Raw genomic sequence first — 20,830 nt, forward strand, 5'->3', positions numbered from 1 at the left:
CGGACTGAGCGGCTTTCCGTGACAGGCTCGGTGCAATGAATGGTTGGCCTGGTCACGTTGGGCCTTGTCGTCATTCGTTTGGAAGGGAACGAATTCATGCCACGCGGGTTTTAACTGACTCATTTTCATCAACGGTAAATTTTTTCTTAATCTATTCGCCGGGGTGATCACGGCCCGAATTTGGCCGGTTGCCGCCCGAAGCGCCGCGAATCTGGCCAATGGCTGATCAATTAGCTTCGGGCTGTCGGCACGGGCATCCCGGAAAGAATGCCCCGGGTTTTATTCAGACCTTGACGAACAAGGTCACCAGTGGATCCTCGCCAACCTGGCAGCTCCAGTGGCCGTGCACAGCGGGATCGAAGCTGGTGCCCTCGGGTAGCAGGTCGGCGGAGTAGAAGTGATCGCCGGCCTTGAAGTTGCGGCTGCTGCCGTCCTGAAGGCCGATTTTCATTTCGCCGCTGAGTACGAACAGCCATTGCTCATCGGTGGTGCAGTGGAACTGGCTGCGAAAGCCAATCGGACTTTGGCGAAACTGGCAGCCGATTGCCGGCAATACCGACGACAGCATCGCCTGGGGCGAGCCCTCGGTCAGCGCCACCTGTTCCTCGCGGAATTTGGCATGGCCATCGGTGTCGGTGTACAGGGTCACTTTGGTGAAAGTGGACATATTTGGTCTCCGACTGATTTGAATGGTTGGGGGCGCAGAATTGCTTGTCCCCAACAAATTGAAGCAGCCGCATCGTGCCGAAGTTCCGGTCGGGTGGCAAGCCCGAGCGGCCGCTCCTAAAGGCAAAACCCGGCAATGCGCCGAGTTCTGACTTGTCTGCTTGCCGCGGCTTTGGCGAGCTAATCGGCGGTGGCTTCCATCTCCCTGGCTTCGATGGGCAGCCAGACCGTGAAGGTCGTGCCCTTGCCGAGTTCGCTGCTTACCTCGATGCGGCCGCGGTGTTTCTGGACGATGCTGTAGGCCAGCGACAGGCCCAGGCCGGTGCCTTCGCCGACCGGCTTGGTGGTAAAGAAGGGATCGAAGATGCGCGTCAGGTTCTCCGGCGCGATGCCGCTGCCGGTATCGCCGATGGCGACAAACACCTGATCGCCCTGGCGGCCGGTCCGCAGCGTGATCTCGCCCTTGTCCGGGATGGCGTGGGCGGCATTGACCAGCAGGTTCATGAACACCTGGTTGAGCTGAAACGGCACGCACCAGACCGGCGGCAGGTCGCCGTATTCCTTGTGCACGGTGCACTTGTACTTGAGCTCGTTCCAGACGATGTTGAGCGTCGAGTCGAGTCCCTGATGCAGGTCGGCCCATTGCGAATTGGCTTCGCCGGCGCGGGAAAAGTCCTTGAGATCGCGGACGATCTTGGCGACCCGGGCGAGGCCGTCCTTCGATTCGGCCATCAGCTGGACGATGTCGGTCTTCAAAAACTCGAAGTCCCGGTCACGCTTGAGCGCCCGTATGGCCGCAAGTTGGCCGGCATCGGCGCCAAGGCTGGCTTCGGCCGCTTCATAGGCGGCGGTGATCGAGAAAATGTCTTGCTGGTAGCGTTCCAGCGTACCGAGGTTGGAGGAGACGAAGCCGATCGGGTTGTTGATTTCGTGGGCGACGCCGGCGGCGAGCTGGCCGATCGAGGCCATCTTCTCCGATTGCAGCAACTGGTTCTGCGCCTCGACCAGCTTGGCGTTGAGCGCCCTGGCCTCGGCCAGCGCATGCTGCAACTCCTCTTCGGCATGCTTGCGGCTGTCGATATCGCGGACCACGGCGAGGACCCGTTCGCCGTGGTCGACCTGCATCATTTTCAGATTGACCATGACCCAGAATTCGCGCCCGGTACTGTCGCGGGCCAACCACTCGAAGGACTGCCAGCCTTGCTCCCTGGCGCGCTGGATGTATTCCAGCGCGGCTTCCGGCGTGTACTGCTCGTGGTTGGCCGTGAGCTTGGCCAGATCGAGAGTGAGCAGTTGCTCGCGGCTGTAGCCGTACATCCGGCAGGCCCCGGCATTGACATCGAGAACCCGGCCGTTGCTGGCATCGTGCAGGAAAATGGCATCGTTGATCGTGTCGTAGATGGTGCGGAATTTCTCCTCGCTTTCGGCCAGCGCCACTTCGATGCGCCGTCGCTCGGTAATGTCCTCCTTGACCGCCAGGTAATGGGTCACCCGGCCGTCCGGCTGGCGTATCGGGTTGATGCCGACCAGCTCCAGGTATTCGCTGCCGTCCTTGCGCCGGTTATAGAGTTCGCCGCGCCACGGCTGGCCACGGGTCAGATTGCGCCACATTTCCTCGTAGCTGGCCTTCGGGGTCCGCCCCGAACGGAGCATGCGGGTGTTCTGGCCGAGCACCTCGGCGCGCGGGTAGCCGCTGGAATGGACGAAGGCTTCATTGACGTATTCGATCGTCGCCTCGAGATCGGTGATGACGATGCTCACCGGACTCTGCTCGGCCGCCAGCGAAAGCTTGTGCAGCTCTTCCTGGGCCCGTTTGCGGGCGCTGATGTCGCGCGAAATCCCCTGTATCTGGCGAACCTGACCCTGTGCGTCGGTAAGCAATGTCATGACCGCCTCGGTCTCGATCAGCGTGCCGTCCTTGCGTGGCTGGGTCAGCTCGAAGTGCCGAGTACGGACCGACTGGTCGCCGGCCGCGAAGCGCCCCAGCCAATTCGGCAATTCGCTATTCATCATCTGCCAGGACTCCGGCGTCAGCAGATCCTGCATGCTTTGCTGCAGCGCTTCCGCTACCGTGTAGCCGCGCATGCGTTCGACGGCGGGGCTGACATAGATGAAGCGCTGGGTGCCCAGATCGTAGAGCCAGACGACATCGCTGCCGCTTTCGGCGAGCACGCGATAGTGTGCTTCACGGGCCCTGGCGTCCAAGGCCGTGGCGAAGACTCGCCCGAGCGCCAGCAGCACGATCAGCAGGAAGACGGCGGCGGCGGCGATCCAGCCGAAGTTGCGCCGGGCTTCCCGATAGATTTCGCTGTCGTCCATCTTGGTGATCAGCAGCCAGTCGGTGCCGGGAATGTCGAGCACGACGCCGAGCACCGCTTCGCCACGGTAATCGCTGCCGGCCAGCACATCGCCTTCGCCGCGCAGGGATTTGCCGGCGATCAGTCCCGGCGTGTCGACCGACAGGCGCAGGCTGAGCGGCGGCGCCGCTTGATGCCGCAAGGGGCTGAGGAAAACCACCTGGTTGCCTTCGCGGCGCGCCAGAATGCTTTCCGCGGTGTCGCTGGGCACCGGCCAGCGGTTGATCATCGGGTAAATCACCAGTTTGGGATCGAGTTGAAACAACAGGTAGCCGATCATCTCGGAATCGCCGCTGCCTTCGAAAAACAAGGGCGCCAGGATGTCCAGCACGACATCCTCGGCGGCCTCGCCGGTTCGGTGAAAATCGACAAAGACCGGGCGGCGGGAGTCCTGCGCCTGACGGACTGCGGTGCGGTGCGGTGCATCGAATTGGGGATGGGCATGTGCATCCCCAATGAGCTGATGGCCGGCCGCGTCGTAGAGCGAGACTGCCTTGAATTCCGGATTGGCCGCCATCAGGTCGCGCAGCCGGGTCTGCAATGCCCGGCTGGGGCCGGCCGTGTCGCCGTTAGCCAATAGACGGGCAAGGTTGGGGGCGATGACCCCATCGTGGGGCTGGGTCAGCATGATCACCCGGTCATCAAGCCAGCGCTTGATATCCCAGGATTTCAGCGAGGCGACCGAATACAGCTGTTGCTCGGCCATATCGTGTGCATGGTGGTAGAGCAGCGTGTGGATGCGGTAAAGACCCGCGCCCAGCAGCACGATCAGCGCTGCAATGGCGACCAGCCACTGGCGGCTGGTCGGCACGAATGCGTTGTCACGCTCGGACATGTTGTTTTGCCTCGTTACTGGCACGCCGGGTGCCATCTTTATTGCCATTTGCTTTTGATACTACCCTGAAAAATGTCGTTTTCGGCTTCCCCAAACCGGGCGGCCGGCGCGATTTTGATCGCTTTCGAATCGGCAGTTGACCAGGAGCAAAGGCCGAAAGGCCGCATGGGTCTATAAATGGTAGTGATTCCAAAGAGTAAGGAGTGTCATATCATGAAGTCGCTATACGCAGTCTTTCTCTCCGTCTTCCTGGCCCTGTCCTCCGGCATGGCCATGGCGCAAGTGCCGGTTGTCGCGCAAGGCAACCACGACTCCTTGTTGACCAGTCCCGACCCGAAACTGGCCCGCAACAAGAGGCTTGTTTACGATTTCTGGCGCGAAGTGGTCGAAGCCGGACACGTCGATCAGGTCGGCAAGTACGTCACGGAGGGCTATATCCAGCACAACCCGAACGTCGAAACCGGCCGCACCGCGCTGGTTCAGCAGATCGCCAAGAACGTCAAGCCACAGGCTGTCCAGCCGCGGGTCCTGGCCCCGCTGGTCGCCGTCGTTGCCGAAGGAAACTTCGTGATGGTCAGCTTGGTCAGCGAAGTGGCCGACAGCAAGAACCCGGCGAAGAAACACACCACCACATGGTTCGATCTGTTCCGCATCGAAGACGGGAAGATCGCCGAGCACTGGGACTCCGCGCTGAAACTTCAATGAGTTAAGCGCTGGCCCAAAAGAAAAGGGAAGGCATGTTGTCATGCCTTCCCTTTTTATCAAGCGACTGAGCGAATCAGAAGGTCGCCGACAATTCCATCGCCACGTAAGGCGTATAACCTGCGCTGGTTCGCTCGGTCTTCGCCTGGCCGGCAGAAATGGACAGCAAGGCCGGCAACAGCGTGCGGAAATTCAGGAAGACGCCAAGGCGTTGCTCATCGACCTGGCGATCGCCGCTCAGGAGAATTTCCGGTCCGACGACGTAGCCCGCGAAATCGCGACCGGCCCGCCCGCGCACCCAGTAACGGTCGCGTGCCGTGCTGTAGGTGGCAATCAGGTTTCCATAGTACGGAGCGGCAAAGTCGGTTTCGATCTCGCCGCGGACCTTGGCGCCGAAATGGTCGCCGCGGTTGCGGTCATAGGTGTTTTCCGGGGACAGATCGTTCCCTTCGTACTCGGCACCGACATAACCGCGCAGCGTGACCGCGGTGAGCACTTTCTGGTAGCCGAACAGGGCTTCGACGGCGGTGTAGTCGCCCTTGACCTCGCCGCCAGCAACAGCCGCGCTGCTGTACTTGTATTTGCCGCCGAAAGCGACTGCGCGGGCAATGAAACCGTCATCAAGCACATGTTTGCCGAAGTGGTGCGTCAGACCGAGATAGCCGTAAGCCGATTTTTCGCGGGCATCCACGCCGACCAGAACCCCGGTCTTTGTTTCCTCGGCCCTGACCAGGCCCGGCGTCAGAAGGAGAGAGCTGGCCAGCAACAACGGCAGCATTACGTTAGATCGCATATCAATCACCTCAAAAACGTCAATACAGAAAAATTTATCAATCTATGTTCCCGACAAGTATAAAACAGCTTGGCATTGCCTCCTCTTGAAACGTGCTGCCCGAATCGACGTTAATCCTTGGTTTTTGACGTATTTGCATCAAAATGCCCTAAAAATCAGGGATCCCGTATCAGTTTCCGTTGTTTTGGGACAGGCCCGGTTCAAACGAGAGCAGCGAGTACTCGATCGCGCCGGACGGGTATTCGGCGCGCAGGAATACCGGCCCGCGCAGGCGTTCGAAACGGCATGTCAGGACGCTTGGACAGAGCGGGTCGCTGCTTTCGAAGCTGGCCTTGATAACGATTGCCCCCTGGAATTGCGGGACTTCCTGGCATTCGTAATGGCCCTTCGGGAAATGCTTGCCGAAAAACGGCGCCAGCGAGTCTGCAAACCCCATGCCGGAGACCAGTAGCGGCGGCACGTCATCCCAGGTCATGCCAACCTGCGAAGCGTAAGGAATGCACGGCGTCGCCATGCCGAACAGCCGGAGAAACGAGGATTGCACCCGCTCGAGCTCGGTGATCCGCCAGGCATCCGGGTCGAGCGAGGCGAGCAGGCGTCCGCCCTTTCCGGCATCGAAGCGATACCGGCCAGCCTCGTCGAGCGTCACCGCGATCCTGGTCGTGCGATCGGCATTCGCCTGACGCAGTCGGGCCGGCACATCGCCGGATATCGCGCAGAACCAGACAGCCGAGCCGGGCATCATCGTCGATAGCAGGCTGTACACTTGCGGATTCGGCGTAGCCGCCTCGAGCAGGCTGTCGCGAATCGGGATGCCGGAAGCTGTCCAGCGCAGCCATGCCCCGCTGCTGTCGTTATGGGACAGATAGTTGGCCAGTTTGAATGGCTTGGTCGGGGCGCCAACTTTCGCTGCAACCTGAATCTGCATGTGCAGATGCGGCTCGGGCGAGCGCCCTGAATTGCCGACGCGCCCGATGATCGTCCCGGGCTCGACGCGGCTTCCGACGCTGACGCCAATCGAGCCGCGCATCAAATGGGCAACCAGAAGCCAGCCGTCGCGCTCCAGACGAATCACCACATGGTTGCCCCAGTTGTCGGCAAAATTCGAGCCGCCCAACGGATTGTCCGGAACATCGTTTCTGACCCGCTCGATGATTCCGGCGACCGGCGAAAGCACCGTGGCCCCCCAGATCGACTCATTTTCACCGGCGCCGCCATCGTGGCCGGCGGGGCGTTGAAAATCGAAGGCGTGGCTCCAGGCGCCGGCATGGGTTATACCCCCGGCGAATCCCTGGGAAACCCGCAACGGCCCGCTGAGCGGAACGGCCAGCAAGGGATCGCTGTCGCCAAACCGCTGAGCCAGGCAGGCGTCGCGACACCAGGCCACTTCCGGCGGAAAGCGCGACGAGCTGTAGCGCTTGGCGACGGCATTGCGGCCGGCCAGCATCAGTGCGCCGATCCCGAGCCAGATGGTCAACATCGACGAAATGGGCAGGTAAGAGATTGAACCGCCGGCGAAAACCACCTGCAGCGTCAATCCGACGAAGGAGCACAGCACGCCGGCGATCAGCGAAATCAGCAGGGTCTTCCGGGTGGGCAGGAACAACACTGCGCCCAGGGCGACGCCGACCAGGAAGAAGTTGTAGGACAGCGGCAGGAAAAAGTACGGGAAGCCGAGCGCCTGGAAGGCCAGGCCGGCTAGCGCGCCACTGCTCCAGGCGATGACGCCGGTAAGGAATGCGGCCCGCGACCAGAGCAGCATGGCCAGGCAGACCAGCGCCCCGAACTGGAGCGATGGCGAATAAACCAGCCCGCCCATCGAACGGACGAAAGATTCAAGCCAGCCCAATGCATCGGTCGGCTGCAGCCACGGCGCCATGGTGGCAGAGGCCAGTACGGTGCAATTCGGGCATAGCACGAACAGACAACTGGCGACCACGCAATAGCCGGTAGCCATGACCGGAAAGCGCGAGGTTTGAAGCACGGCCATCGCCGCTCCGGTGACGATGGCGGCAGTCCCGGCCGCCAACACGGCAACCATCAGTTGTACCCACAGGGGCATGCTCACCGCGCTGGTCAACCAGGCGGTGGCTACCGCGGAGAGCAAGGCGTTGGCCTTGATGCCCGCTCCCTGGCTGGGTGCGTCGCCCAGCCGGAGAAGCCGCTTGCAAGCCATGCCGACGCCGAGTCCCAGCACGCCGAAGGCGCCCAGGCGCGGATTGGCGAACAGGGCCGCCCACAGGATCAAGCCGATCCACGGATTCGAAATGAAGAAAATGCTACCCAAGCCGTATCCGAGTTGGCGAAGGAATTCTTTGATCCCGTCTAGCGGGGCCCACCGGCCATGCCGAATCGTCTTGCCCGGCAGCCAGTTCCCAGCGATGCTCGACGACCTCATGATGACCTCCTCAGGTCTTCAGGTGGGCGGGAAGGCGCTCGGGTCCGTCAACATCGTTGAGCACTTCGCGCCGCCTGATCAGTTCCGGTACGCCCTGCTGATTGATCATGATCACCGCCGGGCGGTAGGTAATGAATTGCATAGATTGGGTCACGTTGTAGGCGCCGACCGGATGCAGCGTCAGCACATCGCCAACATTCAGGGGCGGCAGGTCGACGCTGTAGCGCACGACATCGATCGCCATGCACAACGGCCCGTACAGTCGAACCGGGGAGAGCGGGGCATTGCGCGCCTCGGCCGGATAGACGTTGATCTGATACCACGCCCCGGTGTACAACAAGGTGACGCCGGCATCGATCAGATAACTTGCCTTGGCATCGTCGCCAAGGATCAGCTGTTCCTTGTAATCCCGCAGCGACCAATCGGCCCCGGTGACCACCGGATGCCGCACGCCCTTGACCGCGACGACCGAGGTGAGCAGGTAGCCGGCTTCGTCGATCAGATGGCGACCGGTTTCGAAGCGCAAGGCCGGCCGCAACTTGGGTGGCAATTCGTTGAGGACCGCGGCGACCGCATCGGCGTAGCGTTCGATCGCCGGAATCAACAGCTCGGGTGCCCCGACCATGCCATGCAACAAACTTTGCGACGGGAAGCCGCCGCCAAGATTGAGGCAGGGGACGAGATGCTGATACTCGACCCGGATCTGTTCGCGCAGTGCGACCAGTTTCCGGGCCGCGATGCCATAGGCCGCCGGTTCGAGGATGTAGGTTCCGATATGGGTATGCAGGGTGTGCAGTTGCAGCTTCGGGTTGGCGACGATTCTGGCGGCGACCCGGCCGGCTTCGCCGGACTCCAGGGAGAAACCGAATTTCGACCAGATCGGGCGGATGCCCGCATCGAGCCAGACGCGAATGCCGACATTGAGCGGTTGCGGGATGTCCTTGACCAGTTCCTCGATCAGGCACAGCTCATCCCAGTTGTCGATCTGGATCAGGGCCCCTTCGCGAATCGCCACTTCGAGGATGGCGCGTGGCTTGTAGGGGCCATTGAAGACGATGTCCTTGCCGGCAATGCCGAGTTTTCTGGCCTTCTCGTATTCGAAGTCGGACACCACCTCGGCAATCCAGCCTTCCTGGTGGAAAACCTGGCAAACGGCTGCCAGGTAATTCGTCTTGTATGACCAGGCAAAGCTGGTGTTCGGATAGCGGCTCTTGAAGGCTTCGCGCAAATGGCGCGCCTTCTCCCTGATTTGATGTTCGGAAAAGACAAACAGGGGGGAACCGAATTTTTCGACGAGTTCGGCGACCGGTATCCCGTCGATCCCGAACAGGGTTTTCGAGGTCACGCCGCGTGCGTAGAAGTTCCGGTCAGCCGCCGCACTGGGGCCGATGCGGCCGAGTTCGTTGCTGATTTCAGGGGGAAGATAGTTGTCGCTCATTTTCTTAACTCCGAACCGCTTTGTTCAGGGCGTAACGTTCGCTCACCGCTGGTTGCCATGGCGGCGAAACCAGCAAAATCGTCGACCAGATCGACGCTGTGCCGAACGAACATCTGCCCCGCCGTACATTTGCCGGATTGACTCGCCGGCCGGTCTAAAAGTCGCTCGAGCAGCAAGGCCGGCATGTTGCATCCGAGTTGCGACGGGAAGTCGATCCATGCCGGGAAGCGGGGATTGATTTCAAACAGGGTATAGGGCTTGCCATTTCCCTTGAGGAATTCAAGCTCGAACGGACCGTTCCACTTGAGCTCCTTGATGATCGCCGCGGCCAGGCGATCAAGTTCCGGATTGGCGACGACGATGCCGCCAAAGCCTTTGCCATGCGAGGTACGCAGCAGTTTTCTGATTGAACAGCTCTGGACTATCGCCCCCTTGCCATCGCCGACGCCGGTGACGTTGTACTCTTCGCCGACGATCATTTCCTGGACGATCAGCGGCCAGCCCCAGACGCGGACGATGTCCTGATAGGCGGCCGGCAGATCCAGCCCGGAATTGACCAGTTGCGCTTCATAGAGGCGGCCCTTGACGTAGACCGGATAGCCGATTTCCCCGGCGTACTGCGCCACGGCGTAATCGTTCATGGCCACCCGGGTTTCCGGTGCCGGCACGCCGATCTTGCGGCAAAGGTTGTACAGGTTGGATTTGTGACGACCTTCGAAGGCCTTCAGTGACGGCAGCAGACAGCGGATGCCGAGTTTGCCGAGCGGCGCCTGGATTTCGATGTAATTCTCGATTTCGGAATCAAGGCAAGGAATGACCGCCGAGAGTTCCTCGTTGCGGTCGATCTCGGTCAGACGTTCGAGCAAGGCCTGCACGCCTGCGCCGGGATAGGGAATCAGGTAGGCGACATCAGGGTGGTCAAGTCCCTGTCCATACAGGCTGCTTTCCAGCGGGTCGTAGGACAGACCGACAATGCGGATATCCGGAAAGTGCCGCCGCAAACTGGCGATCACCGCCGCCCCCGGTTGGGGGTTTTCGCCGCGATGCAATCCGCTGACGGCAACAACTAATTTTTCGCTTTTCATTTCCCACATCCGGGAATGTTCGAGGTCAATATGCCGCGTACCGACAATTCGTTGATCAACAGTTCGACATCGCGTACGGCTGTCATGCGGCTGACCGCACAATGTCTTTGGATCACGTCAGCCAAAGCCTCGCTCCTGGTGCCCTGCTGGATGGCCTGCAAAATCAGTATTGCTGTCGGGGTAACCCGGTAGAACATCCCGGTTTCCGTATTCAATACAAATTCCGAACCGAAAAACTTCAGCGCTGGCAAAGTGCTTTCGCCGCCTCGGCCGGCTTCCTTCGAACGGGCAATTTTTGGTGTTTTTGTGTGCATGATTCGCTTAAGCGTCGAGGTCCATCGCGGCCGCCTTTGTAACTGGCCTGGCCGCCAAAAGTAGCTCGCCAACTGGACACGATTGATAAACAGCGTTTGCCGACACAGGCCAGGCCGGACTGAACGGGCCGCCGAGGCCCCGGTCGGTTAAGACCGGGGGGGCTCAGTGCGACCATCCCGGGATGGTTACGCGAGCTATCGAATCAGCAAACGCCGCAAACTCGATTGGCTGAGTTTATTCGTCCATGTACATGTTCCAGTAGAACTGGACTGGCGTCGTGATGCCCTTGACCTTGGTGCTGTAGGCAACCGGCTCGAAGAACTGCCCGAGGACACCGAGGACACCGGTTTCGGCAACTTGCTTCTGGACCTTCATGGCGATCTGCTTCCGCTCGTTGGCCGATTTGGCTCGGACATAGGCACCACGCAAGTCTTCAAGGACCGGGTCGTTCGGCCAACCGTACCAGCCGGTTGTCCGGTCGCCGGAGAAGGCGATTGCCATCGGATCCATGACGTCTGCGGCCAGCCACCAGGTGTGGAAGATATTCCAGCCACCGGCCCCGACTGCGTCGCGATTGGCGCGGCGTTCGGTCAGCGCGGCCCAAGTCATGTCTTCGACGCGAACGGTCATGCCGAGGTTGCGCAACTTGTCGACCGTGACCTTGGTGAAGGCCGAGATAACCGGGCTGTCCACCGGGTTCAGAATCACGACGGGCGTTCCGTCATAGCCGGCATCGCGCAGTGCCTTTTTCGCTGCCTCAAGTCCGGCTGGCTTCATCAGGTCGCTGGCTGCATCGTTGGCCAGTGGCGTTCCGCAGGGGAATACCGAATGGCAGACTCGCCAGAAGCTCGGGTTGCCCAAGGCCGCCGCCATGTAGTCTTCCTGTTGCATGGCTTGCAAAACGGCACGCCGAACCGCCGGCTTGTCGAACGGTGGCAGCAGGGTGTTGAAGCGGACCATGGCGATATTGCCGAGCGGATCGGTCGAGGTGACGACGATGCCTTTCTTGCCCTCAAGTACCGGAATCGACTTGGTCGATGGTGATTCGACATAATCGACTTTGCCGGCAATCAGCGCCGCGACGGCCGAAGCCTGGTCCGGATAGTAGATCCATTCGATGCGATCAGCCTTGGCTACCTTGCCGCCGGCCGCCAGCGATTGGGGCTCGGTGCGTGGTACGTAGTCGCTGTTCTTGACATAGACGGCCTTGCTGCCGGGTTCCCAGGCACTCTTCTTGAAAATGAACGGGCCGGAGCCGGTGGCATCCTGAATCGGCTTGAACGGATCGGTTTCCGCCACGCGTTTGGGCATCATGAACGGAACGTTGGCCGAAACCTTGGCCAGCGCTTCGAGCACGAAGGTATTGGGTTCCTTGAATTGAATGGTGAATGTCTTGGCATCACCGACGCTGATGTTCTGCACGTCGCGGAACAGCTGTTGACCGACGCCGTCACGCTTGCCCCAACGTTCCAGGGAGGCGACGCAGTCGGCCGCCGTGACATCGGTTCCGTCATGCCATTTCAGCCCGTCGCGCAGGGTGAATGTCCAGGTTTTCTTGTCATCGGAAACCGTCCATTTGTTCACCATCTGCGGTTGCGGCTCGAAACTCTCGTCAAGCGAGAACAACGTGTCATAAACCAGGTAACCGTGGTTGCGCGTGATATAGGCGGTTGTCCAGACCGGGTCGAGAACCTTGAGGTCTGTATGCGGGGCGACCCGCACGACGTTTGCGCAGCCGACGAGAGCGAATGACGCGAGCAGCGTGGCAGTATACAAAGTCGTTTTTGCTAAAGTTTTCATTTTTTTTTCTCCACTCAGTTATGTTGAAGAAACTACACCTGAAATAACTATAGTCTTGGTTGGCTCCAGTATCAGACCCAAATTAATTCTAGTTGACCCATCGCAAAAACTCGGGTGGCGAGAATGACAATCAGCGTATATAGTGAAGTTATCAAAAGCTGTCAAAAACAACAAATTCAACAGAAAAGTGAAGCGTGTTATTTCCGGAGTTGCCTTGATCGTTCCGGAGAGCAAGGAACAGGAGGCCAAAAAATGGCGGACCGTAGAGAAAAGGATGACTGGAGTGTTCTCGGTAGCGATCTGATGCCGTTTGTTGATCGGCGCTCGGGACGTGACCGCCGGAAAGAGGCTGACGAGCGGGCCGGTGGCGTTTCGCCATGGGCCGAAAAGCGGCACGGCGATCGACGTTGTCTAGCCAGTACCGCCCTGTTGTGCATCTCCGCCTTGTTTGTCGCGCCGACGCAGGCGACCGAAAAAGTCAGCTTCGAAGCCAGTAATGCCTATACCGCCGACAGCGTGAAATTGCGCGCCGATATCTCGAAGCCCGAAGGTAATGGTCCCTTCCCGGCGGTCGTTCTGATGCACGGCTGTGGCGGCTGGCAACCGGCAGTACGGCACGCGATGCGGGCCTATGCGGAATATCTCGTCGAGCATGGTTTCGTCGTCCTCGACCTCGATAGTTTTGGTCCGCGCAACATCGGCGGCGGCAAGGTTTGCGAAAGCATCAGGAGCCAGCGCGACGCGCTCGACTATCGAACTTCCGATGCTTACGACGCGCTGAAATATCTGCGTTCGCAAGATTACGTCGATGGCAAGAACATCTTTCTGATGGGCCAGAGCAATGGCGGCAGCGTTGCCATCAATGTCGCCAAGGGCGATGCGCCGCGCGACGCTCAGGCCGCCGATGGCGGTTATCGGGCGGTGGCGGCCTACTACCCGTGGTGTGGCTCGTTTGGTGGTCGCAAGGTCGAACTGGAGTCGCCGTTGATGGTTTTCGCGGGCACCGATGACGACTGGACGCCGGCCAGCGAATGCGAAGGCGTCAAGTCGACCAAGGCGGACTTGCAGCTGAAAACCTACCCCGGTGCCGCCCACTCGTTCGACCTCAACATCATGCCGCAGAAATATCTCGGGAAGTCGCTCGGCCATAACAAGGAAGCGGCGGAAGACAGCCGCCAACGGATGCTGGCCTTCTTCATCGAGCATACGATAGGGACCGATGTGGATTGGAAGATGACCCGTCTGGCGAAGAGCGGAACGCCGACGCAAGAACCGCGCTGACGGACCGGCTTGGGGTCAGCTAAGCAGATGGTTGACGGGGCAGCGTAACGAACAGTTGCGCTGCCCCGTCGTTTGTCTGGCCGGGCCGGCTTCCTTCAGCTCCGGGCGAGGGTTTGCAGTGCCGGCATCAGCGGCTCGATCTGGGCCAGCGTGCGCCGCACGCCGACTGGCGAAAGGCCGGCGTATTCGCGCAATGCCTCGGTCGGCAGCGTGCCAACAATATGCTCAAGATCGCTGAAGCGCAGCCCCTGTCTGAGCAGATGGGCGATACAGGTATGGCGTAGCGTTTCCGGCGTGACGGTCGCCGGATCGTCCAGGCCGGCATCGTGGGCGGCGCAGATCAGCCGGCGTTTCAGTTCATCTTCGGAATGCGGTAGCTCGACGACTTCGCTGCGCTGGTGATCCGGCCGCAGGGCAATCGCAGCCAGTTGGCCGAACAGCATTTCCGGAAGGATGATCGAGCGGGCGGCGGGCCCCGGAATGCGAATGGCCGCCGCTTCCCGGTGCAGATCGGCAGCCGTGATGCGGCGGATTTCCGCCGGTGTCGCGCCGCACAGGAGCAGGGTCACCCACGGGAAATCTTCGTCAGGCACGGCCTGCAGCAGGCCGGCGACTTCCGCTTGCGCTAGCTCGCGCGGCAGATCGGCGATCCCCGGGAGCAGCGCCTGAGCAGCTTCGATCGGTGGCGGCAGCTTGTCCGGCAACGGTTGCCGGGCGAGCAGGGTGATCCAGGGTTGCGGCTGGCTTGGCGCCTGAATCGTGGCCGGCGGCGAGCGATTGAACTGCTCGATCAGGGCCATGGCGAGCAGGCCGGCGACGAGGGCCACGGCGAAGCTGATGGCGGCGTCGCGCGAATAATCCGGCCGCCAGATATCCGGCGCGGCGACCGCCGATTCGACCACCTGCACGGCGGGCATCCGTGAGGTTTCGCTGGTTTCGCTCCGCAACAGGCGTTCGGACAGGCTGCGCCGGCTGGCTTCGAGCTGCGCCAGTTCGTCCTGCATCGATTTGAAGGTGGTGAAGTTCCTGGCGAACGAGTGCACGGCGCTGCGCTCCTCGGCAATCTGTCTTTGCAGCTTCAGTTGGGCCAGCCGGCTCGCCGCCAGGTCGTCCTCGGCTTCGCGGAGGGCGACCTGGCCCGCATTACCTTTCTGTTCGACAATCTGTCCCTCGAGATCGGCCAGGCGCGAGCGCATGCCGCGCGCATTGGGGTCCATCGCCATGAATTGCGGCGTGTAGATGCGTTCCTGTTCGCGCAGCGCCTCGCGCAGCTGCGAGGCGCGCGTTTCGAGCGCCGCCAGGGTCGGGTTGTCGCGGGCCCGGACCACGCTCTTGCCGGCGGTCAGCGATTCGCGCAGCGAACGGACCCGGCCGTCGGCTTGGGCGACTTTGTCGCCGGCCTGGTTCAGGGACTCCGACAGTCCCTTCACCCGCGCCAGAATCTGGTTTTCGTCCCGCTCTCCGGAGACGATGTCGGCCGCTCGGCGAAAATCGTCCAATGCCTTCGTTTTCTCGGCCAGACGCCGGTCGAGATTGTCGAGTTCCTGGCGCAAGGTCGCGTTTTCGCTGGTTGCCGAACTGGCATAGCTGGCCAGGGTCTGCCACGAATAGGCTTCGATCAGGGCATTGAGGATCGCCGCGAGATGCTCGGGCTGTGGTCCGGTCATCGTCAGATCGACGAGATTGGTTTCGGGGATCGGTTCGGCGCTCAAGGCGGCCTGGATGCCGAGGGCCGGATCGGAACCGAATCCGGAGACGTCGACGCCGCGCTGGTGCAATGTGACCAGCGCCGCATCGATCTGCGGACGACTCAGAATGCGCCCGGCTTCGCCGAGCAGGCTGCCGGCCGTGGCGCCGTTCGCCGCCGTCGTGACCGTTGCCGATCCGGGCTGAGCAGCGGCCAGTGCGGTGACGGCGCCGGCCGTCTTGATGGCTATTCTGGCTTGCGCGCGGTATTCCGCCGGGCGCGAGTAGGTAAATATCAGACCGACGGCGAGGACCGTCAGGAAAGTCCGGAGGAATACCCGCAGGCGCCGCCGGTTGCCGCGCACGGCCAGCTCGGCGGCGACGTCCGTTTCGTATGGCCGGGCGGGATTGACCAGTGTCTCGAAGTTCGTCATGGCAAGACTCCTCAACGCGCGCCATTGCCTTAAATACGCAGCTTACGTTTCCTGGCCGGCCAGCCAATCAGCCTGTATCGCGAACTGTGTCGGGGTCAGCCGGAGAGCGGGTAGGGCTTCGCCTACTCGCCTAAAACCAGCGTCATCGGTTTTCCGGAGCGTCGGCGCATCGCCTGAACGCCATCCCATAGCCGGAAATTGAGCGCCAGCGTCGCGCTGAGCAAAAGTGCGGCGCCGACGTTGTGCGCAACGGCGAGCGGCAAAGGCAGCGCGAGCAGCACATTGGCAATGCCGAGGCCGATCTGCAGCGCCAGCAGTGCGAGCAGCAGCCCGCCCCAGGCGCGCCAGGCCGGGCGGCGGAGCAGGGCAAGACCGAGGCTGCCGACGGTCAGCAGGATGAACAGGGCGCCGAGCCGGTGGCCCCAGTGGATGGCGGTCAGGGCGCTGGTCGACAGCAGGCTGCCGGCCGCCGTCTGGCCGAGTTCGCGGTGCACGGTGAAGGCCTCGGCGAAGTCCATGGCGGGCAGCCAGCGGCCCTGGCAGGTTGGAAAATCGGCGCAGGCCAGCGCCGCGTAATTGCTGCTGACCCAGCCGCCGAGGGCGATCTGCATGACGAGCAGGGCGAGTCCGAGCAGACCGCCGGCGCGCAGACCCGGGCTGGCCGTCGGGCCGGCCGGCCGGCTGTGCTGCCGCAGGTTGAGCCAGACGAGCAGCGCCAGCGTCGTCATGCCACCGAGCAGGTGGGCGCTGACCACCAGCGGTTTGAGCAGCAGCGTCACCGTCCACATGCCGAGCAGCGCCTGAAAGAAGACGATGCCGGCCAGCGCTGTCGGCAGCAACGGCGAAATGCGCGGCCGCAGGCGCCAGGCCAGCTGGCAGATGCCGAGGATGACCAGGCCGAGGCTGGCGGCGGCGTAGCGATGGGTCATTTCCTTCCATGCCTTGGCGCTGTCGGCGGCGTGTTCGGGGACACCGAGCAGGTGGCCGTAGCAGCCCGGCCAGTCGGGACAGCCGAGGCCGGCATCGGACAGCCGGACCCAGGCGCCCAGGCCGACGACGACCAGGGCGAGTCCGGCGGCGAGGATCAACAGGTAGCGGTAGAGGCGCATCAGACGAACAGGCGGTCGGCGAACAACGCGGCGAAGAGCAGCGTCAGGTAGATGATCGAATAGCGGAAGGCGCGCCGTGCCAGTCCGTCGCTGTAGGCGCGGCAGAGCGCCACGGCGTAGCCGAGAAAGACCAGGTCGAGCAGGCTGACGGCGGTCAGGTAGAACCAGCCGCTCATTCCCAGCGAAACCGGGATCAGGCTGGCGGCGGCGAGCATCACGGTGTACAGCAGGATGTGCTGGCAGGTGAATTTGACGCCATGCGTCACCGGCAGCATCGGCAGTCCGGACTGGGCGTAGTCGTCGCGCCGGTAGCAGGCCAGCGCCCAGAAGTGCGGCGGCGTCCACAGGAAGATGATCAGGAAGAGAACGAGCGGCTCGGCCGATACCTGCCCGGTCATCGCGGTCCACCCGAGCAGTGGCGGCATGGCGCCGGAAGCGCCGCCGATGACGATGTTCATCGGCGTCGCCGGCTTGAGGATCAGCGTGTAGACGACGGTGTAGCCGACGAAGGTGGCCAGCGTCAGCCACAGCGTCAGGTCGTTGATGAAGGCATGCAGCAGCCAGAGGCCGGCGGCGCCGAGCAACAGGGCCAGGGTCATGGTTTCGAGCGGTGAAATGTCGCCGCGCGCGGTGGCCCGCCAGCGGGTGCGCGCCATCCGCGCATCGATGCCGCGCTCGACCAGGCAATTGAGGGCGGCGGCGGCAAAGGCGACCAGCGCGATGCCGAGCGAGGCGACGAGGAAGCGGAGCAGCGGCGGGAAGCCCGGGGTCGCCAGGAACATGCCGATCATCGCGGTAAACACGATCAGGCTGTTGACCCGCGGCTTGCACAGCTGGGCGAAGGCGGCGAAGTGCTGGCCGAGCGGCAGCGGGCGGGGGGCAACGGTTTCCATCGTGATCTCCTAGCCGGTCCAGGCGAATTTGAGCAGTCGGTCGAGGTCGGCGCGCACCGCCTTGCCGGCGACGTCCGGGCGGTAGCTGATGATCAGCTGGCCCTGCGGGTCGGCGACGTAAAGACGGTAGGCGTCTTGTTCGGTCGGCTGGTCCTTGCATGGCAGCCACAGGGCGGGCGCCGCGCCGACTACGAGGTCGGGTTGCTGCTGGCGAAGCGCCGTCAGCCCGCTGTCGCCGGCGTTGTCGGTCAGCACGACGCGGCGCAGGCGGCCCATGTCCTTGTTCAGCGAGACCTGGATCCGGCGCATCTCGTCGACCCGGCCGCGGCAGGCGGCATCGCAGGCGCCGCGCCCGGCCAGGATGAGCAGCCATTTGCCGTGCAGCTCGGCGGTCGCCAGCGGCCGCCCGGCGCTGTCGAGCAGCCCGTCGGCCGGTAGCGGCTGCGGCGGGTTGAGCAGCGTGCCGTGATTGCCGGTGCGGGCCGGCTGCCAGCCGAGCAGATAAAGCCCGGCGGCGATGGCAAAGGGCAGGGCGAGCAGCGTGACGATCAGGACCAGCATCGGCAACCCGGAAGACGGGCGGGCCAGCGGTAGCGGTGCGCTGCTCGTGGTCATGGCCGGCGCACCAGGAAATAGCCCCAGATGCCGAGGCTGGCGACGGCGAAACCGAACCATTGCAGCGCGTAGCTGCGATGCCGTTCGGCCCGCTCGTCGGGGCGCGGCCAGTCGCGGACGAAGCCGTGCGCCGAATCGGCGTCGAGCTGGACGACCAGCGGCTGGATCGGATAGGGCAGGGCCTGGCGGAAGCGTTCGAGATCGAGGTTCTGCCAAACCGGCGTCCAGCCGCTGACCGGCTGGGGCGCCAGATTGAAAAAGCGCTGGCCGGGCGTGACGACGATGCCGCTCAGTTCGACCACGCCATCCGGCACGCCGATCGCCGGCAATTGCTGATGGTCGGCGGCGGCCGGCACCCAGCCGCGATTGACCAGCACATGCAGCGTCGAGCCTTCGAGGCGGAGCGGCGTAATGACGTGGTAGCCGGCCTGTTCCCGATACAGCCGGTTGTCGATCAGGGTCTGCCGGCCGGCATCGAAACGACCGCGCAGGGCGACCCGGTGAAAGCGCAATGATTCGGCGTCGACCATCGTCGTCGGCAGGGTGATCGGCGCGTCGTGGCTGCGCCGGTCGAGTTGGGCCTGGATGGCGGTCTTGCTTGCGGCCTTGCGCCATTGCCACAGGCCGAGCGAAATGAAGGCGGGGAGCAGGAAGGCGAGCAGGATGCCGCCGAGGATCGCCACCCAGCGCCGGCTGGTCCTTGCCCGGCCGGCCGGCGGACGCGCATACTGAAACCCGGTTCGCGTCGCCGGAGCGTCTTCCATGATCAAGGTAGTGGTGGTTTTGCTGGTGTTGGCCATTGTCGTCAGTCTGTTTTCCGGGCTTTTTTCGCTCTATCGCGAGCGAGGCGCCGGGACGCGCACGGTGCGCCTGCTGACCTGGCGGGTCGGTCTGTCGATCGCGCTGTTCGCCTTGTTGCTGCTGGCCTTCCGCTTCGGTTTCATCGCCGGCTACACCCAGTAAACGAAGACGAAGAGCAGCAGCCAGACGACATCGACGAAGTGCCAGTACCAGGCGACGCCTTCAAAGGCGAAGTGCCGTTCGCTGTCGAAATGGCCGTTCAGGCTGCGCAGCAGGATCACCGCCAGCATGATGGTGCCGAGCGTCACGTGAAAACCGTGGAAGCCGGTGAGCATGAAGAAGGTGGCGCCATAGGCGCCGGCCCCCATGGTCAGGCCCAGTTCGCTGTAGGCGTGGTGGTATTCGTAGGCCTGGAAGCCGATGAACAGCATGCCAAGCAGCACCGTCGCGGCCAGCCCGATGATCAACTGGCAGCGCTGGTTGCGCAGCAGCCCCCAGTGCGCCCAGGTCAGGGTGGCGCCGGAACTCAAGAGCAGCGAGGTATTGATCGCCGGGATGCCCCAGGCGCCCATCGGCGTGAACGGGTTGCCTTTCGGGCCGCTGCTCGGCCAGGTGCCGGCGAATTCCGGCCACAGGCTGGTGCCGTGGGCGGCCGTCATGCCGCCCAGTTCGGGTACGGCGATCACCCGCAGGTAGAACAGCGCGCCGAAAAAGGCGGCGAAGAACATCACTTCCGAGGCGATGAACCAGACCATGCCGTAGCGGAAGGAAACGTCTTCCCAGTCGCGATAGGCGCCGCGCCGCGATTCGCCGATGACCCGGCCGAACCAGCCGAACAGCACATAGACGATGATCGCGAAGCCGCCGAGCATGACCCAGCGGCCGAGGTCGAAGCCATTGATCGCCTGGATGAAGCCGAGCGCTAGAAAGAACATGCCGCCGGCCAGGATGACCGGATAGAGCGTCGGCTGGGGCACGAAGTAGTGTTGGCGTGCGGGCGTGCTGTGGCTGCTCATCGGGCCTCCCGGGGCGTGGTCAGGGTCTGGCGTTGTCCGTCGATGCTGAAAAAGGCGTAGGACAGCGTGATGTGGGTGATGTCGTCCGCCATCTCCGGCTTGATGATGAAAGCTAGCGGCATTTCCACCGCTTCGCCCGGGCCGAGGGTTTGCTGGGTGAAGCAGAAGCACTCGATCTTGTCGAAGTAGCGGGCGGCCTGGCCGGGGCTGATGCTCGGCACGGCCTGGCCGGTGATCCGGCGGTCCGAAGTGTTGCGCACCAGATAGCTGACCTGCTGCAGTTCGCCGGGATGGGCATCGAGGCTGAAGGTCAGCGGCCGCATCTCCCAGGGCAGGCCGGGCATCACCGTGCCGGTGAATTCGACGCGGACGCTGCGGCTGACATCGACCCGTGGCGTCGGGGTCGGGCCGCCCGCCGTGAGCAGGCCGCCGACGCCAAAGCCGGTGCTGCGCCCGGCGCTCTTGCCGTTGAAACCGGTCGCTTCGCAGAGCACGTTGTAGAGCGGCACCAGGGCAAAGGCGAAGACGAAGGCGGCGGCGACCAGCAGCAACAGCCGGCCGATCAGGCGGGCGTGCTTGGCGGGGGCGGGATGGGCCTGTTCCATC

The 20,830-nt window shown here is 62.8% G+C and carries 18 protein-coding genes; 3 read left to right on the forward strand and 15 right to left on the reverse strand.

Annotation, left to right across the window (positions count from 1 at the left end; all coding sequences use genetic code 11):
- Window positions 1–283 precede the first annotated feature (283 nt).
- A complete protein-coding gene (locus tag KI611_RS02995) occupies window positions 284–667 on the reverse strand; it encodes a hypothetical protein (RefSeq protein ID WP_226418350.1) in 384 nt (127 codons plus the stop codon).
- Between the two features lie 179 nt (window positions 668–846).
- Window positions 847–3,858, reverse strand: a complete 3,012-nt coding sequence (locus KI611_RS03000) for a PAS domain S-box protein (protein WP_226418351.1) — start codon at window positions 3,856–3,858, stop codon at window positions 847–849.
- Between the two features lie 213 nt (window positions 3,859–4,071).
- Here KI611_RS03000 and KI611_RS03005 point away from each other — a divergent pair, with 213 nt between their 5' ends.
- Window positions 4,072–4,563 carry an ester cyclase gene (locus KI611_RS03005; protein WP_226418352.1) on the forward strand — a complete coding sequence of 164 codons (492 nt, stop codon included), beginning with the start codon at window positions 4,072–4,074 and terminating at the stop codon, window positions 4,561–4,563.
- Between the two features lie 73 nt (window positions 4,564–4,636).
- Here KI611_RS03005 and bcsS read toward each other — a convergent pair whose 3' ends face one another.
- From bcsS to KI611_RS03035, 6 genes are all read right to left on the reverse strand, one after another.
- Window positions 4,637–5,353, reverse strand: a complete 717-nt coding sequence (bcsS, locus tag KI611_RS03010; protein ID WP_226418353.1) for a cellulose biosynthesis protein BcsS — start codon at window positions 5,351–5,353, stop codon at window positions 4,637–4,639.
- A 169-nt stretch (window positions 5,354–5,522) separates the two neighbouring features.
- Window positions 5,523–7,640, reverse strand: coding sequence for an urea transporter (locus tag KI611_RS03015; RefSeq protein ID WP_264180085.1), 2,118 nt, complete (start codon window positions 7,638–7,640; stop codon window positions 5,523–5,525).
- Between the two features lie 121 nt (window positions 7,641–7,761).
- Window positions 7,762–9,189, reverse strand: coding sequence for a hypothetical protein (locus tag KI611_RS03020; RefSeq protein WP_226418355.1), 1,428 nt, complete (start codon window positions 9,187–9,189; stop codon window positions 7,762–7,764).
- Entirely contained in the window at window positions 9,186–10,274 is a 1,089-nt protein-coding gene (locus tag KI611_RS03025) for an ATP-grasp domain-containing protein (protein ID WP_226418356.1), read from the reverse strand. Before KI611_RS03025 ends, KI611_RS03020 begins: the two co-directional genes overlap by 4 nt.
- Complete coding sequence (locus KI611_RS03030) at window positions 10,271–10,588, reverse strand: PqqD family protein (RefSeq protein WP_226418357.1); 318 nt, start codon at window positions 10,586–10,588, stop codon at window positions 10,271–10,273. The genes KI611_RS03025 and KI611_RS03030 overlap by 4 nt, the downstream gene beginning before the upstream one ends.
- Before the next feature lie 235 nt (window positions 10,589–10,823).
- A complete protein-coding gene (locus KI611_RS03035; protein WP_226418358.1) occupies window positions 10,824–12,389 on the reverse strand; it encodes an ABC transporter substrate-binding protein in 1,566 nt (521 codons plus the stop codon).
- 252 nt (window positions 12,390–12,641) lie between these two features.
- Here KI611_RS03035 and KI611_RS03040 point away from each other — a divergent pair, with 252 nt between their 5' ends.
- Window positions 12,642–13,670, forward strand: coding sequence for a dienelactone hydrolase family protein (locus tag KI611_RS03040; protein ID WP_226418359.1), 1,029 nt, complete (start codon window positions 12,642–12,644; stop codon window positions 13,668–13,670).
- A gap of 95 nt (window positions 13,671–13,765) precedes the next feature.
- Here the strand turns inward: KI611_RS03040 and KI611_RS03045 are convergent, their stop codons facing one another.
- From KI611_RS03045 to KI611_RS03065, 5 genes are all read right to left on the reverse strand, one after another.
- Window positions 13,766–15,790 carry a GumC family protein gene (locus KI611_RS03045; RefSeq protein WP_226418360.1) on the reverse strand — a complete coding sequence of 675 codons (2,025 nt, stop codon included), beginning with the start codon at window positions 15,788–15,790 and terminating at the stop codon, window positions 13,766–13,768.
- Between the two features lie 122 nt (window positions 15,791–15,912).
- A complete protein-coding gene (locus KI611_RS03050; protein ID WP_226418361.1) occupies window positions 15,913–16,899 on the reverse strand; it encodes a COX15/CtaA family protein in 987 nt (328 codons plus the stop codon).
- Window positions 16,899–17,792 carry a heme o synthase gene (gene cyoE, locus KI611_RS03055; RefSeq protein ID WP_226418362.1) on the reverse strand — a complete coding sequence of 298 codons (894 nt, stop codon included), beginning with the start codon at window positions 17,790–17,792 and terminating at the stop codon, window positions 16,899–16,901. Before cyoE ends, KI611_RS03050 begins: the two co-directional genes overlap by 1 nt.
- Before the next feature lie 9 nt (window positions 17,793–17,801).
- Window positions 17,802–18,407: a hypothetical protein gene (locus KI611_RS03060; RefSeq protein WP_226418363.1), complete on the reverse strand. Its 606-nt coding sequence runs from the start codon at window positions 18,405–18,407 to the stop codon at window positions 17,802–17,804.
- A complete protein-coding gene (locus tag KI611_RS03065) occupies window positions 18,404–19,171 on the reverse strand; it encodes an SURF1 family protein (RefSeq protein ID WP_226418364.1) in 768 nt (255 codons plus the stop codon). The genes KI611_RS03060 and KI611_RS03065 overlap by 4 nt, the downstream gene beginning before the upstream one ends.
- Here KI611_RS03065 and KI611_RS03070 point away from each other — a divergent pair.
- A complete protein-coding gene (locus tag KI611_RS03070) occupies window positions 19,170–19,370 on the forward strand; it encodes a twin transmembrane helix small protein (RefSeq protein ID WP_226418365.1) in 201 nt (66 codons plus the stop codon). The genes KI611_RS03065 and KI611_RS03070 overlap by 2 nt on opposite strands.
- Here KI611_RS03070 and KI611_RS03075 read toward each other — a convergent pair.
- On the reverse strand, window positions 19,358–20,224 hold the full coding sequence (locus KI611_RS03075) for a cytochrome c oxidase subunit 3 (protein ID WP_226418366.1): 867 nt from the start codon (window positions 20,222–20,224) through the stop codon (window positions 19,358–19,360). The two genes, KI611_RS03070 and KI611_RS03075, sit on opposite strands and share 13 nt — an antisense overlap.
- Complete coding sequence (locus KI611_RS03080) at window positions 20,221–20,829, reverse strand: cytochrome c oxidase assembly protein (protein WP_226418367.1); 609 nt, start codon at window positions 20,827–20,829, stop codon at window positions 20,221–20,223. The genes KI611_RS03075 and KI611_RS03080 overlap by 4 nt, the downstream gene beginning before the upstream one ends.
- Between the last annotated feature and the right edge of the window lies 1 nt (window position 20,830).

Source organism: Dechloromonas denitrificans (assembly GCF_020510685.1).
Taxonomy (GTDB): domain Bacteria; phylum Pseudomonadota; class Gammaproteobacteria; order Burkholderiales; family Rhodocyclaceae; genus Azonexus; species Azonexus denitrificans_A.

Coding starts and splice junctions, on each gene's coding strand:
- KI611_RS02995 (WP_226418350.1), bottom strand. CDS start 667: ATGTCCACTTTCACCAAAGTGACCCTGTACACCGACACCGATGGCCAT.
- KI611_RS03000 (WP_226418351.1), bottom strand. CDS start 3,858: ATGTCCGAGCGTGACAACGCATTCGTGCCGACCAGCCGCCAGTGGCTG.
- KI611_RS03005 (WP_226418352.1), top strand. CDS start 4,072: ATGAAGTCGCTATACGCAGTCTTTCTCTCCGTCTTCCTGGCCCTGTCC.
- bcsS (WP_226418353.1), bottom strand. CDS start 5,353: ATGCGATCTAACGTAATGCTGCCGTTGTTGCTGGCCAGCTCTCTCCTT.
- KI611_RS03020 (WP_226418355.1), bottom strand. CDS start 9,189: ATGAGCGACAACTATCTTCCCCCTGAAATCAGCAACGAACTCGGCCGC.
- KI611_RS03025 (WP_226418356.1), bottom strand. CDS start 10,274: ATGAAAAGCGAAAAATTAGTTGTTGCCGTCAGCGGATTGCATCGCGGC.
- KI611_RS03030 (WP_226418357.1), bottom strand. CDS start 10,588: ATGCACACAAAAACACCAAAAATTGCCCGTTCGAAGGAAGCCGGCCGA.
- KI611_RS03035 (WP_226418358.1), bottom strand. CDS start 12,389: ATGAAAACTTTAGCAAAAACGACTTTGTATACTGCCACGCTGCTCGCG.
- KI611_RS03040 (WP_226418359.1), top strand. CDS start 12,642: ATGGCGGACCGTAGAGAAAAGGATGACTGGAGTGTTCTCGGTAGCGAT.
- KI611_RS03045 (WP_226418360.1), bottom strand. CDS start 15,790: ATGACGAACTTCGAGACACTGGTCAATCCCGCCCGGCCATACGAAACG.
- KI611_RS03050 (WP_226418361.1), bottom strand. CDS start 16,899: ATGCGCCTCTACCGCTACCTGTTGATCCTCGCCGCCGGACTCGCCCTG.
- cyoE (WP_226418362.1), bottom strand. CDS start 17,792: ATGGAAACCGTTGCCCCCCGCCCGCTGCCGCTCGGCCAGCACTTCGCC.
- KI611_RS03060 (WP_226418363.1), bottom strand. CDS start 18,407: ATGACCACGAGCAGCGCACCGCTACCGCTGGCCCGCCCGTCTTCCGGG.
- KI611_RS03070 (WP_226418365.1), top strand. CDS start 19,170: ATGATCAAGGTAGTGGTGGTTTTGCTGGTGTTGGCCATTGTCGTCAGT.
- KI611_RS03065 (WP_226418364.1), bottom strand. CDS start 19,171: ATGGAAGACGCTCCGGCGACGCGAACCGGGTTTCAGTATGCGCGTCCG.
- KI611_RS03075 (WP_226418366.1), bottom strand. CDS start 20,224: ATGAGCAGCCACAGCACGCCCGCACGCCAACACTACTTCGTGCCCCAG.
- KI611_RS03080 (WP_226418367.1), bottom strand. CDS start 20,829: ATGGAACAGGCCCATCCCGCCCCCGCCAAGCACGCCCGCCTGATCGGC.